Source organism: Turicimonas muris (assembly GCF_002221595.1).
Lineage (GTDB): Bacteria > Pseudomonadota > Gammaproteobacteria > Burkholderiales > Burkholderiaceae_F > Turicimonas > Turicimonas muris.
Genome location: NZ_NHMP01000001.1, coordinates 88714 through 101685, shown reverse-complemented (window position 1 = coordinate 101685; position 12972 = coordinate 88714). Strand labels below are relative to the sequence as shown.

The 12972-nt window shown below is 44.8% G+C and carries 15 protein-coding genes; 1 reads left to right on the top strand and 14 read right to left on the bottom strand.

Annotated features, from left to right (window positions below; translation table 11 throughout):
- Positions 1-9: 9 nt before the first annotated feature.
- The 13 genes from hisS to ADH67_RS00435 all read right to left on the bottom strand — a co-directional run bounded on the left by hisS (position 10) and on the right by ADH67_RS00435 (position 11993).
- Positions 10-1293, bottom strand: a complete 1284-nt coding sequence (gene hisS, locus ADH67_RS00495) for a histidine--tRNA ligase (RefSeq protein ID WP_066590649.1) — start codon at positions 1291-1293, stop codon at positions 10-12.
- Positions 1294-1295: 2 nt separating this feature from the next.
- On the bottom strand, positions 1296-2525 hold the full coding sequence (gene ispG, locus ADH67_RS00490; RefSeq protein WP_066590647.1) for a flavodoxin-dependent (E)-4-hydroxy-3-methylbut-2-enyl-diphosphate synthase: 1230 nt from the start codon (positions 2523-2525) through the stop codon (positions 1296-1298).
- Between the two features lie 6 nt (positions 2526-2531).
- On the bottom strand, positions 2532-3728 hold the full coding sequence (locus ADH67_RS00485; protein ID WP_066590646.1) for a helix-turn-helix domain-containing protein: 1197 nt from the start codon (positions 3726-3728) through the stop codon (positions 2532-2534).
- A 17-nt stretch (positions 3729-3745) separates the two neighbouring features.
- Positions 3746-4891 (bottom strand): dual-specificity RNA methyltransferase RlmN, encoded by a 1146-nt coding sequence (rlmN, locus tag ADH67_RS00480; protein ID WP_066590643.1) that lies wholly within the window; start codon positions 4889-4891, stop codon positions 3746-3748.
- 11 nt (positions 4892-4902) lie between these two features.
- Entirely contained in the window at positions 4903-5328 is a 426-nt protein-coding gene (ndk, locus tag ADH67_RS00475) for a nucleoside-diphosphate kinase (RefSeq protein ID WP_066590642.1), read from the bottom strand.
- 260 nt (positions 5329-5588) lie between these two features.
- On the bottom strand, positions 5589-6113 hold the full coding sequence (locus ADH67_RS00470) for a hypothetical protein (protein ID WP_089275681.1): 525 nt from the start codon (positions 6111-6113) through the stop codon (positions 5589-5591).
- Between the two features lie 12 nt (positions 6114-6125).
- Complete coding sequence (locus ADH67_RS00465; protein WP_066590640.1) at positions 6126-6728, bottom strand: hypothetical protein; 603 nt, start codon at positions 6726-6728, stop codon at positions 6126-6128.
- A 76-nt stretch (positions 6729-6804) separates the two neighbouring features.
- On the bottom strand, positions 6805-7338 hold the full coding sequence (locus tag ADH67_RS00460) for a hypothetical protein (protein WP_066590639.1): 534 nt from the start codon (positions 7336-7338) through the stop codon (positions 6805-6807).
- A gap of 22 nt (positions 7339-7360) precedes the next feature.
- Complete coding sequence (gene rlmD / locus ADH67_RS00455; RefSeq protein WP_066590635.1) at positions 7361-8815, bottom strand: 23S rRNA (uracil(1939)-C(5))-methyltransferase RlmD; 1455 nt, start codon at positions 8813-8815, stop codon at positions 7361-7363.
- A gap of 210 nt (positions 8816-9025) precedes the next feature.
- On the bottom strand, positions 9026-9778 hold the full coding sequence (locus tag ADH67_RS00450; RefSeq protein ID WP_066590634.1) for a LysM peptidoglycan-binding domain-containing M23 family metallopeptidase: 753 nt from the start codon (positions 9776-9778) through the stop codon (positions 9026-9028).
- Positions 9779-9867: 89 nt separating this feature from the next.
- Positions 9868-10617, bottom strand: coding sequence for a 5'/3'-nucleotidase SurE (gene surE / locus ADH67_RS00445; protein WP_066590633.1), 750 nt, complete (start codon positions 10615-10617; stop codon positions 9868-9870).
- Between the two features lie 325 nt (positions 10618-10942).
- Positions 10943-11113, bottom strand: coding sequence for a hypothetical protein (locus ADH67_RS13215; RefSeq protein WP_157108083.1), 171 nt, complete (start codon positions 11111-11113; stop codon positions 10943-10945).
- A 103-nt stretch (positions 11114-11216) separates the two neighbouring features.
- Entirely contained in the window at positions 11217-11993 is a 777-nt protein-coding gene (locus ADH67_RS00435) for a radical SAM protein (protein WP_066590630.1), read from the bottom strand.
- Positions 11994-12076: 83 nt separating this feature from the next.
- Between ADH67_RS00435 and ADH67_RS00430 the strand changes: the two genes are divergently transcribed.
- Positions 12077-12484, top strand: a complete 408-nt coding sequence (locus ADH67_RS00430) for a DUF4186 domain-containing protein (RefSeq protein WP_066590628.1) — start codon at positions 12077-12079, stop codon at positions 12482-12484.
- Between the two features lie 28 nt (positions 12485-12512).
- Here the strand turns inward: ADH67_RS00430 and ADH67_RS00425 are convergent, their stop codons facing one another.
- A complete protein-coding gene (locus tag ADH67_RS00425; protein WP_066590626.1) occupies positions 12513-12938 on the bottom strand; it encodes a hypothetical protein in 426 nt (141 codons plus the stop codon).
- Between the last annotated feature and the right edge of the window lie 34 nt (positions 12939-12972).

Sequence of the window (12972 nt, the reverse complement as noted above, 5' to 3'; positions counted from 1 at the left end):
CCTTTCTCTTTATCGAGTTTGTTCAGCTAAATATTCAACAGCCTGTTCAACAGTCATCTTCAACTGCTGGCCGTAATCTTTCAAGTTTTCGCGCAGCGGCTTGATAGAAACCATCTTCTCTTGTGTTTCGCTTTCTCCGATAATGACAGCAAAATCAGCACCGGAAGCATTGGCTCTCTTCATCTGGTTAGCAAACTTAGCGGAACCGGAATGAAGGATCGTGCTAATTTGCTTATTTCTGAGGGCTTCAGCGGTACGCAAAGCAAACAGGAAGGAGTCTTCGCCGCTCCAAGCTACGTAAACGGAGCATTCTTTATAAGACGGAGCGATACCCTCTTCTTTCATCAATTCGATAATTCTTTCAATGCCCATGGCAAAACCGCATGCCGGGGTTTCTTTTCCGCCGAGCATACCAATTAACGGATCATAACGGCCGCCGCCGCAAACGGTGCTCTGTGCTCCAAGCTTATCAGTAACCCATTCGAAAACCGTCAAGTTGTAGTAATCCAAACCTCTGACTAGGCGGGGATTGATGCGGTAGTCAATTCCTTCCGCTTCTAAAATATCTGTGAGTCTCTTAAGAAATGCTTTGGACTCTTCGCCAAGACTGTCCATTAACTTCGGTGCATTCTCAACCAACTCCTGCATTGCCGGGTTCTTTGTATCGAGAATTCTTAACGGATTGGTATAAAGCCTTCTCTGAGCTTCTTCATCCAAGATTTCTTTGTGAGCTTCGAAGTACTTAATTAAAGTTTCACGATAGACCTGTCTTTCTGCAAACTGTCCGAGACAGTTCAATTCCAGCCAGACATTTTTAATGCCAAGCTTGTCCCAAACTCTTTTAACGAGCAAGAGCTGTTCGGCATCCACGTCAGGACCTTTAAAGCCAAGAGCTTCCAAACCAAACTGATGGAACTGGCGCAAACGGCCTCTCTGAGGACGTTCATGTCTGAACATCGGCCCCATATACCAAAGACGGCGAGGTGCATCATAAAGCAAATTATGTTCAATACAGGCACGGACCACGGAAGCTGTATTCTCCGGTCTCATGGTCAACTCATCTCCGTTCAGAGAATCAACAAAGGAGTACATTTCTTTTTCAACAATATCAGTCACCTCACCGATACCGCGCTTGAACAAACGAGTTTGTTCAAGAATCGGAGTTCTGATCTGCATATAGCCGTATTCTTGGGCAGCTTCAACTACGGCTTGTGTGAACTTATCCCAATAAGGAGTGTCCTCCGGGAGCATGTCAGCCATGCCCTTGATTGCTTGTATTTTATCTTTTGCCATTTTTAATCCTGATTTGCTCCAAACTTTGTTTGGACATAATTATCTATTAATTTTTTGAAATCAGAAGCCATTTGCTCTCCCTTTAAAGAGCAAACTTTCTTTCCGTCGATATAGACCGGAGAAACCGGAGCTTCTCCGCTGCCGGGCAGCGAGATGCCGATATTTGCATGTCGGCTCTCTCCCGGACCATTGACGACGCATCCCATTACGGCAACCGTCATGTTTTCAACGCCGGGATATTTTCCTCTCCACTTAGGCATTTGCTGCTTCAAATAGCTCTGTGTTTCTTTTGCCAGCTCTTGGAAAAGTAGGCTGCTCGTTCTACCGCAGCCGGGACAAGAAATAACCTTCGGCTCAAAATTTCTCAACCCTAAGGACTGAACAATCTCACAGGCCAAATCTACTTCCGCAGAACGCTTTTGTCCGGGTTCCGGCGTCAGAGAGACGCGGATTGTATCGCCGATGCCCTGAGATAAAAGAATAGAAAGAGCCGCCGTAGAGGACACAGTGCCCTTTAAACCCATCCCGGCTTCCGTCAAGCCGAGATGCAATGAGTAAGGACACAGTCGATCGAGTTTCTGGTAGATATCGACTAATTCACGAACCCCGCTGACTTTAGCGGAAATTGCAATTTGCTCTTTCGGCATACCTAGACGAACTGCCTCATCAGCACTGTCGATAGCGCTTTTGACAAGAGCCCTGCGAAGAATCTCCCCGGAATTTTCCGGATTTGGCTGACGGTTATTTTCTTCCATCATTTTGGCCAGAAGATTCTGATCCAGCGACCCCCAGTTAACTCCTATGCGGATTGGCTTATCATATTTGATGGCCAAATCAATTAATGTTTTAAAATTTTGTTCGTGCTTGTCGCCCTTGCCGACATTACCCGGGTTGATTCGGAACTTTGAAAGAGAACGGGCACATTCCGGATAATCGCTTAGAAGCTTATGGCCGTTGTAATGAAAATCTCCTACCAAAGGAACGAAATATCCGGCTGCATCCAGCTTTTGACGAATAAGAGGAACTGCCTGAGCAGCGGCGGGCGTGTTGACAGTAATTCTAACCAACTGACTACCTGCATCGGCAAGCTCCATAATTTGCTTGACTGTACCGTCTACGTCCGCGGTTTCCGTATTGGTCATTGATTGAATAACAACTGGGCTGCCTCCCCCGAGCAGAACCACGTTATTGGCCCATTTAACTGTCATGGGCCCGTTTTTTGTTTTTGTCATTTCAAATTATTTAGCAGTGAACACCTGGAAAGATACAGAGCCCGATCTGGAAGAGCTTGCTAAGTCAACCGGGTTGCCATTAAGTGAGACTTTCGCTCGGAACTTATTGCCGACAGTAACTCGGAAAGGCAGCGGGTGTGAAAAGTCCTTAGTCTCTCCCTGCTTAAGAGTAGTGTTGTCGACAAGTTTGCCGTTAACATAGATACCGAACCAGCAGTCACCGTCAGTAGCACTGAATTTAATGTTTACAGGTTGGGTGCTTGAAGCTTTCGGCAGCGTAGTAGACCAACCATTTTCGTTCTGAACCAATTTCAAAGTAACGGGAGCAGCCGGTTCAGGAGCAACTGGCGCCTTCTTGGCTTCCTCTGCCTTCTTTTGCGCTTCGAGCTGCTGGTTATGTTCAGCCATAACTTTTGCTTCAAGGGCACGTTCCTCCGGAGTCTTGCCGACCTGAGTTATAGGCTTGCCGTCAGGTGTCTGGGAGGGAACCGCTGTAGAACCGTCAGTTGCGGCAGCCGGAGCACCGGTCTCAGCTTTAGCAGAGATTGTTTCTTGCTTAGGAGTCGGCTTAGACTCTTCTGCAGCAACCGGCTTTGGTTCTTCAGCTTTCTTCTTGTGTGCGTCAGTTGTAGGATTTTTTTCGTCGACAGCGGTCTTGAATGTGTCCGCATTAGCTTCAACTGCCGGCTTATCCGTTGAGTTCATAAAGTTCAGAGAAGACTTAACTTCCTGAAGATTAAAACTCGGATTCATGTAACGCCATCCCATATAGGCAACGGTAGCAACCACAATTAAGAAAATAATCCAGCCGATCCCTTTGCCTTTTCCGTTTTTAGTTGTTTCTTCTTGGTAAGGGCGTAGCCCGGAGGTTGTTTTACGAATCAAAGCCTTTTGATCTCTGTCTTCTGTAGCTAAGGAGTTACTGAAGAGATCGATAATCTTGGCCTCATCCAGGCCCAGCAAACGAGCATAGCTTCTCAGATGGGCCCTTGTGTAAACCACAGAGGCAAAAGCTGAAGGGTCGCCGGATTCAAGACCAATGATCTGTTTAGCGGAAAGTCTAAGCTGTGAAGCAACCTGTTCAACAGAAAGACCTTTAGACTCACGAGCCTCTGTCAACAATTTTCCGTATTCAGGTATATTTGACTGAGTAGCGGCTTTTTGTTCTGGTTGTTGCTGCTCTAAATTGTGTTGTTCAGTCATTTAAATCTCCAGCCTATTTACTGTGGTTTCGTTATTTCTTTAATCAATATTTGTCTCTGTGCACGTTTCTCAGCCAATTTAGTCCTGTCTTTAATTTCACCGGCTAATTGACCGCAGGCGGCATCTATGTCATCTCCTCGAACTTTTCTCACGGTGCAGACAATTCCGGCATCGTTAAGAATTGAGGAGAAAGCCTTCACGTTTTCCTCTGAGCTTCTCTCAAGTCCGGAACCCGGGAAAGGATTGAAGGGGATTAAGTTAAATTTACAAGGTACCTTTTCAACAAGTTTTACTAACTCTTTAGCTTGTTTTGAAGAGTCGTTAACGCCTCCGATCATGATGTATTCAAAAGTGATGAAATCTCTCGGAGCGACTTTAAGGTATCTTTGGCAAGCTGCCAATAAATCTTCAATAGGATGCTTTTTGTTAACCGGCATGATCTTGTCGCGCAATTCATTGTTAGGAGCGTGCAAGCTCACAGCAAGCGCAACAGGGCATCTTTCTGCAAGTTTATCGATTTGACGGACGAGTCCGGAGGTTGAAACCGTCACTCGGCGTCGGGATAAGCCGTAAGCATGATCGTCAAGCATCAGGTTAAGTGCGGGAACGACGGCATCTAAATTCTGAAGAGGCTCTCCCATGCCCATTAAAACAACATTGGAGATAACTCTCTCATTTTCATCATTGATGCCGCGAGACTGTCTGAGGGTATGTTCGGCATGCCAAAGCTGACCGATAATCTCGGCAGTCGTCAGGTTTCGGTTGAAACCTTGTTTGCCGGTTGAACAGAACAAACAGTTCATTGCACATCCGGCCTGCGTAGAAATGCACAAGGTGCCTCGATTGGATTCAGGAATAAATACCATTTCAACGGCATTACCGTTTCCGACATCGACGAGCCATTTGCGTGTTTCATCAGCAGAAATTTTATCGCGCAAAATCTCAGGGCCTTTGATTTCAGCAATCTGACTGAGTTTGGCCCTGAAAGATTTGGCGAGGTCAGTCATTTCATCAAAAGTCTTAGCTCCCCTCCGGTGAATCCATCTTTCGAGCTGGACAGCCCGGAACGGCTTCTCACCTAAAGAATCGCAAAACTGTTTCAGGCCCTCTTGATCGAGTCCTAAAAGGTTTGTTTTGGGTTTATTTTCTGAAGTGACTGACATTATTCCCTCAATTAGCGAGAATAAACATTCATCTGTGGGAAGAAGAATGCGATTTCAACAGCGGCTGTTTCAGGACTGTCAGAGCCATGAACGGCGTTAGCGTCGATGCTTTGAGCGAAGTCAGCGCGGATAGTGCCCTTAGCGGCTTTCTTCGGATCTGTGGCGCCCATCAATTCACGATTTTTCATGATGGCGTTTTCGCCTTCAAGAACCTGAACCTGAACAGGACCGGAAACCATGAAATCAACGAGGTCTTTGAAGAAAGGTCTTTCTTTGTGAACTGCATAGAAAGCTTCGGCCTCCTGACGGGACAACCATTTCATCTTGGAAGCGACAATCTTAAGACCGTTGCTTTCGAATCTTGTGTAAATTTGACCAATAACGTTTTTAGCTACTGCATCAGGTTTAATAATAGAAAGTGTGCGTTCTACAGCCATTTCTTACTCTATAAAATATTAAAAAATCAAAAACCTTCGACCTCTTGGGTCTCCGGAAGCATAAACCTTCTCTAGGAGAAGAAAATCTTGCCACTATTGACAATTATTCGATTTTATCACGCACAAAATAACGCAATTTCACATCAGTCGCATTTAGAGAAAAAGCAAACATTTGGAACAAGTTTGTCAGGCTCTCATCCGTAAATGGACTCTGTCATTATCGTTTTTCAATTCGGCCTCAGTTTCTTCGCCACCTTACCTTAGGAATGCTTCGTTTTTTTGAACTGAAAGACGGAATAAAGAAAAACAGCAAGATTAATTAAAGCAAATGCAATCAAGGCAGGCAGGGAATAAGAGGTCACAGACGCAAAAGACAAAGGCCAGACCTGCTTGGGTGCTTCTAAAAGACACAAGGCTGCTCCTGCAGCGTTGATACAAAACCACATGGTCAAGGTCTTCATTGTGGATCCCTGGGGATTGTTTTGAAAGAGAAGATAAATGAGGTAGACGGCCATCATTTCGCACAGTATCGAGATTGTGCCGGATGCCTTAACGTACCCCCAGCTGTTAAGTACGGTTCTTGGATAACTTTCTGTAAAGAAAAATATTTTTGCGAAGAAACAAATCAAAAGAAGCGGATTGACAATAAGCGTCAAAGCAGCTGCAAACTTCAGATACCTCTGTTTACTCGGGAACCTCTGTCGCAGGAAATAGGCAATGAACACCAAGAGGAGCAAAGCTCCTCCAATGACAAAATAGTCATTTGAATCAAAATGCAGAAGCATCAAAAAGACTTACTAAGACGGGTAGAACTTAGCTACTTCCGGACAGAATCTGATATACGCAGTAATTCCCAGAAGAATTGCGATATAGACTGAGATATATAAAGCACAGTTATAAACGATAGGCTCACCAAGTTTGCCTAAGAAGAGAAAGGGGAGAATACTGGCTGCGCAGACTGTCATTAGTGCGGAACACCACATAAAACGGATGGCCCGAAACAGACTTCTTCTATTATGACGCACATACAGCATCCAAGCTGCCATGACGCTTTGAACAACGCTAACCAAAAGGAAGGCTCCGCAAACTAGAAGAAAGACTTGATCTAGAGAAGCCTTTCTGTGAAGGGAGCCGGCTTGCATCGTTACTTGTTGAACGATGTGAGGACGCTCCCCGGCGATCCCTTCAAACATGGTATTCCATACGAAAGGCAGAGATTCCTGTGCAATTCCGACATTGATTAGGGGAAGAATGAGAAATAAAAAAACGATGCAAAAAGCCAGGCCCCACAAAGGAATTCCCCGGCCCTTGGTTTTAATGACATAAGCCGGGAACCAAACGCAAAAACCTAAAGCAAATATCAACGCAAACCAATACTCAAAAACACCGCTTTCTTCCATTATTCCTCCATTTTTTAAGATCTATTATCGGACATCTTTTGTTAGATTTCTAGTGAAAACGTGCATCAGTCAAGCTTTATGACCAGTAGACTTCTCTAGATTTATCGGAAAAAACAAAATAAACCCCTGAGAAAAATAAAGTGATAAGAAGCTCAAAAACAAAGAAGGTATTCGCCAGGTTCATATCAACCGAACCGCCATAAAAAACGGAGGGCACGCCGAAGAGACCAAGCAGGCTCAATGCGGCGCTCAGGCACATAAAACCTAGGATATTTATTCCTATCTTTTTCCCTCTGCCCTGAATCAGCTGAATGACCACAACTAACGATGCGGCCGCCGAACCTAAAGTAAAGGCCCATGCTGCAGACGAAAACTCAACAACGTACGGAAGCCCCCATGCTGCCCCCATTTCTACCACTTGTTGGATTTCGAGGTAGTTATTGCTTAGGATCAGCACGGGCAAGAAGAGAGAAAAGATAGAACACAAAATCGCAGATCCCCGCGACAAACTCTTAACTATCCATTTAAAGAAAATTGCAGGTACAAAAATAACCACGGCAAAAAAAGCTAATGTCTGAACGATAGCCTGGATCAAAACTGTAGTGTGCACAATCTCCCCGTCTTATTTCTTACTACTCGGAAGGATTTCCTTCATTATCTGGTTTGCTTTCTTCCTCGACTGATTCTTCCGGCTTTTCTGCTTTCTTTATTTTGCAAAGCTCAAGCTCCTCAGACGATCCTTGTTCAAACAATGCAATGCTCTCAACATGTCCGGTGTGCGGAAACATATTCATGATTCCGGCTGCTTTCAACACCCAGCCGCCTTCGTTAACGAGGATATTGCAATCTCGGGCAAGTGTTGCAGGACTGCAGGAGACATACACAATTCTTTCCGGCCGCTCCGAAGTCTCAGCCAAAGAAGTGCACAATGCTTGAGCACCGTCACGCGGAGGATCTATCAGCACCTTATCGATACCTCCCATTTCTTTCCACAAGGCTGTCCAATCTTCTAACGTCCAAGTAAATAAATTGCGCTCTCTGAAGGAAGCTTTATCAGCGAGCCCGTTAGCGACCGCACTGGCTTCAGCCCTCTTAACAAGCTGTTCACTGCCCTCAATACCAAATACCTTCGCAGACTTTGTGGCAATCGGCAAAGTAAAGTTGCCGAGACCGCAAAAGAAGTCAGCCACTTTGTCTGTTGTCCGGAGTTTAAGTAAACGAAGTGCACGGGTAATCATGACGTCATTTAACGCGTGATTAACTTGAGTGAAATCTGTAGGCTTAAAGACCGTTGTAACGCCGGTTTCAGAATGCACAAGCTTCAGATTATTAAGGTTTTCCGGATCCATTGGAAAAACAGTATCCGGACCTTTCGGCTGATACCAGAATTCGACACCATACTGTCTCTGGAAGTCTCTGAGCTTTGTTTCATCTTCCTGCGAAGGTGTCTCCAAAACTCTCAACACTAAGGCAGTGTGTTCACCGGCAACAGCAATTTCAATCTGAGGAATTTTCTGACGAAGTTTCAAAGAACTAATGAGATCGCGCAAAGGCACCAGCAAATCACTTACTTTTTTAGGAAGGATTTTGCAGGATTTCATATCTGCAATAAAACTTGAGCGTTTTTCGTGGAAACCAACCAAAACCGTATTCTTTTTTAAAACATCCTTGACTGACAAACGCGCCCGATGACGATAATGCCATTCCGGTCCGAAGATCGGCGGAAGAATACGCAACGGTTTGACTCGGCCGATATGCTTTAAGGAATCCATGAGGACTTTTTGTTTGACAGCTACTTGTGCGCGCGGCTCCAAATGCTGCATAGCACACCCGCCGCAGCTGCCGTCAGCCATGCCGAAGTACGGACATCGGGGGGCAACTCGCAAAGAGGACTCTTTAAAAATCTGAGTAGCAATACCGCTCTCAAAGGCCTGTTTATTGCGTATTCTTTCGTACTCAACCTCCTCTCCGGGGAGAGCGCCTTCAATAAAGACAACCTTCCCTTCCCGTCGGGAGACACCTCGGCCTTCCTGATCTAATGAATCCACGGTGACAATAAATTTGTCACGAACTTTTTGCTTTTTCATAGCATTCTCCGGAAATCGCCTCTAATCTATTCGGGATAGGAAGCAGAGGACTCGAGTAATAACTGTAACGGTCTTCACTAAAAACCAAACGGTAATACTTATTCAATATTCCGTCCAGCAGGATAATCTTACCGACTTTCCGTTCCACAGAAAATCGGTTTCCGGAGGGCTATGTCCCTCCGTTTTTGTTTGAAATAAAGCGTTGCTTAATTATTTGGTAGGAAGCATTTCTACCGGGTTCAGCGGCTTGCCAAGCTTACGAATTTCAAAATGGACTCTCGGGGCTTCTGAATCGGTCTTTCCGATAGTTGCGATCTTCTGCCCCTTCTTAACCATATTTCCTTGTGCTACTTGAATATTCTTGAGATGACAGTAGGCGGTAACGTAAGTGGAATTATGCTGAACAATGACCAAATTTCCTAAGTTTGTCATGTTGCCAACGACAATGACCTTACCGTCAGCAGAAGCAACAACTGAATCTCCCTCCTTACCGGAAATATCCACTCCCTTATTATTCGGGCCGAAACTCTTGACGATATTTCCCTGTGCCGGCCACATAAATGTTCCGGAAGTTGAAGCCGTTGTAGTTGTCTTTGCTGCAGGCTCAGCTTTCGCAACCTCCGCCTGGCTTTGTTTGACCACCGGTGCGGCAGCTGTAGTTGAAGAAGCTTTCTCAGCCGCCTGAATCTGTGCTATCGCAGAAGAAGAGGAATTGACTGACAGTCGAATACGCTGTCCAACTCTCAGCTGATTCGGATTTGTCATTCCGTTTTCTCTGGCTACGGCCTTCGGATCGACACCGTAACGACGGGCAACAGAATACAAAGTGTCTCCGGGTTGAACGGTATAGACCGTAGTAGAGGTAGGTCCTTCCACAATAGGCGCCTGAGATTTTCCAGAGAATGAGCAACCTGAAATAATCAAAACCATTGCTACTGGCGCAAACAACTTACGGAACTTCATTTAATTACCTTCTTGGAACCTGGGCAGACATAAACGATAATGGTACCAAATTTATCCATTTTCGATCATCTAAAAAGCGGGAGAAATTACTACTTATTTTTATTCCACCAGGTGCGAACCTCTTCCAATTGGAAATAATCAGTCATATCCATATGAAGCGGAGTCATACTGACGTAGCCATGATCGACTGCCCAGAAATCTGTGCCGTACACATTGTCCTTTGCATCCCCGGCCGGGCCCATCCAGTAGATCTTTTCCCCTCTCGGATTAATTTGTTCAACCACAGGCTGGGCTGAATGACGTCGGCCAAGCCTTGTGACAATAACTCCCGACAACTCTTCAAAATACATGTTGGGAATATTCACATTCAGCAAAAACGGGGATTTCAAAGGATTCTTGATGTAGTCTCCGACGATGATCTCAGCAACGCGCACGGCGCTGTCTAAGTATGACCACCCGCTCTTTACCTGAGAGAAGGCAAATGACGGGCAACCGAAAAGGTATCCCTCCATGGCGGCGGCAACGGTTCCCGAATACAGGGTGTCATCTCCCATATTCTGGCCGCAGTTAATGCCGCTCAATACTAAGTCAGGCTTTTCGGGAAGCAGACCGGTCATGGCAATATGTACACAGTCACTCGGGGTCCCGGTAACAAAATAAAGATTTTCCTGAAGCTGCTGAATGCGCAAAGGCAAATGAAGCGTCAACGAATTGCTTGCCCCGCTTTGATTTCTTTCAGGCGCAACGATCGTTACTTTTCCAAATTTCTTCATTGCTCGGGCCAGTTCTTGAATTCCCGGAGCCAGATATCCGTCATCGTTCGAAATAAGAATATGCATTTTTATGTTCTTCTTTGGAAATTAGAGCCATTGCAAACTTTCTTTGTCAGTTAACTTCGGACAACTATGTTCCGTCAAAAAAGACAAAGTATTGACGTTGGATTCACAAGCTATTTTGGAAAATAGACTGGTTAATTCTGCTTTCCGCTCGGAATTCAAGATGAGAACGGCTCTGCATTTTCTCATGAGAAAGAATTTTCTCAGATTTTTTATCCTCTTGGATAGAACAAGAGCGGCGGTTACTCGAAGCCGGTTATTATTGTTTCCGTCCGTAAACAAAAAACCGCAGATTCTCTTTCCGCGGTTTTTTCGTCTGTCCTTAAAGTTAGGCTGCTGCCGGCTTATGCATCTGCGGCTGAGCTTTGGAAGCACTATTTAACGCTTCTTTGCCCTTCTCTCTCAACATTTCAGAGCCCTTTCGGCTTGCTAATGCGATTAATTGAAGCGATGCACCAGCTAAGACCAAACTTTTCTTGGTGGGCAGTGTCTGTGGCATTTTGTTTCCTAATCGATGTTAATAATTTCATTCTATGAATCGATTGTGACAGCTAAATGACACAGAAAAAGACCACCCCGTTTCTTACAATTTATTAGCAAATTCAATAGGAAATACTTACTCGAAAACCCTCATTTTTTAATCTTTGCCCGATTTTATCCATTTTTTCTTTCGAAATTTTTTCTAAATTCGGTGCCGGCGTTTCGCGAGCAAGGGTATAAATCATGACTTCTTTCGGTTGAATTTCTTTGAGTGTCGAGATCCAGGGGGCAATAAATTCTTCAGTTGTATTGTCTATTTCTTTTCCCTGTGTTCTTCCCTTGAGGAAAATTGTTTGTATGATCAGATCCCCGTTGAACTTCTTGAGATTCTCGATCGTTTTCTTCAAGTCATACGAAGAATTCGGACGGTCCACCATTTTGATGAACTCCTCATTTACGGTGTCCAACTTCAGAATATTGTTGTCAACTCTTTTCAATGCTCTAAATACGTGCGGTTTTGCAATGAAGGTAGAGTTGCTCAAAACTGAAATCTTAGCCTTCGGGAAGTATTTGCCTCTCAGTTCGATTACATCTCCAACGATTTCTTCAAAGTCAGGGTGACTTGTCGGCTCTCCATTGCCTGCAAAGGTAAAGACATCGGGAGCAACTCCTTCTTGGGTAAGCTGTATTAGTTTTTTCTCAAGAACCGTCCTCACTTTTTCTCGGGAAGGGAGCTTTGTATTTTCTCTATTGTCTTTATTAAAACCGCACTCACAATAGATACAGTCAAAAGAACAGAGCTTTCCGCCCTCCGGGAGCAAATTCAGACCTAGTGAGGTCCCTAACCTTCTGGAGTGGATAGGCCCAAAAACCGGAGATGGGAAGTTAATACAAGCCATTGCGATTACCTTTTTCTACAATTTCCAATATGTCTTGCCTACGGCAAAGTTAGTATTCTAGTTCCAACTCTTCTTTCTAATGTATGTATACCGATCTTGATAATCTTTTCCAAAAATTGGCACGCTCGAAATTTAGAAGCAAATTTCGCCTCAATTACGATGATCAGTTATTTGCAGAAATGAAAGGACCGGAGGTTTTGCGTCAGCATGCTCATGATTTAATTATCAAACGGCTAGCTCCCGAAGAACCTCTAAAGGACGGCAAGCAAACACCGGTCAAAGGGCACCCGGTTTTCGTTGCTCAGCATGCAACAGGATGCTGTTGCCGGGGCTGCCTTCTGAAATGGCACGACATCCCAAAACATAGAGAATTGTCTGACGAAGAAGTTGAGTACATCGTCAGAGTTCTTCTGGAGTGGATAGCAAAAAATTTGCAAAAAGAACCTCGCAAAAGAAGGATCAAAAAAGGAGAGACTCTGCCGCTTCTTTAGCCTCTCCTTTTTTCAAAAACTTGAGTAATTAATTGTCTAATTGCTCCAGCATCGCATCAATCTTTTTAATGCAATCTTTCTTCCAGAACTTATGCTGTTCTCTCACAGGTTTTCCGCCGAGAGCCTTGCAGTAAGCTGTTAAAGCCTTTTCAAGCTTGTCACTCTTTTCGGGGCCTTCCACACCAAAAATGTTATTAATGCGGTTTGCAGCGATAATGGCGCGGTCATTGCTCTTGCGGCCTTTGCCGTAGCCGAGCCAACGAGCCGGTCCGAAATGAAGCTCACCGTCCCAGTGATAAACTACAAACACGACACCTCTTTTTACGATATCGAGTCTGTCTTTCTTCGGAAGCTCTTCTAATGCACGGATATTGCGGGCCAAACCCTTACGGCCGGTAACAAGATTCTTTTCTCCGTTGACCTTTGCATGAGATTTTTGATTTGCCAAATCCATAATTTTCCTCTTAACGTTTTTCTACGATGATGAC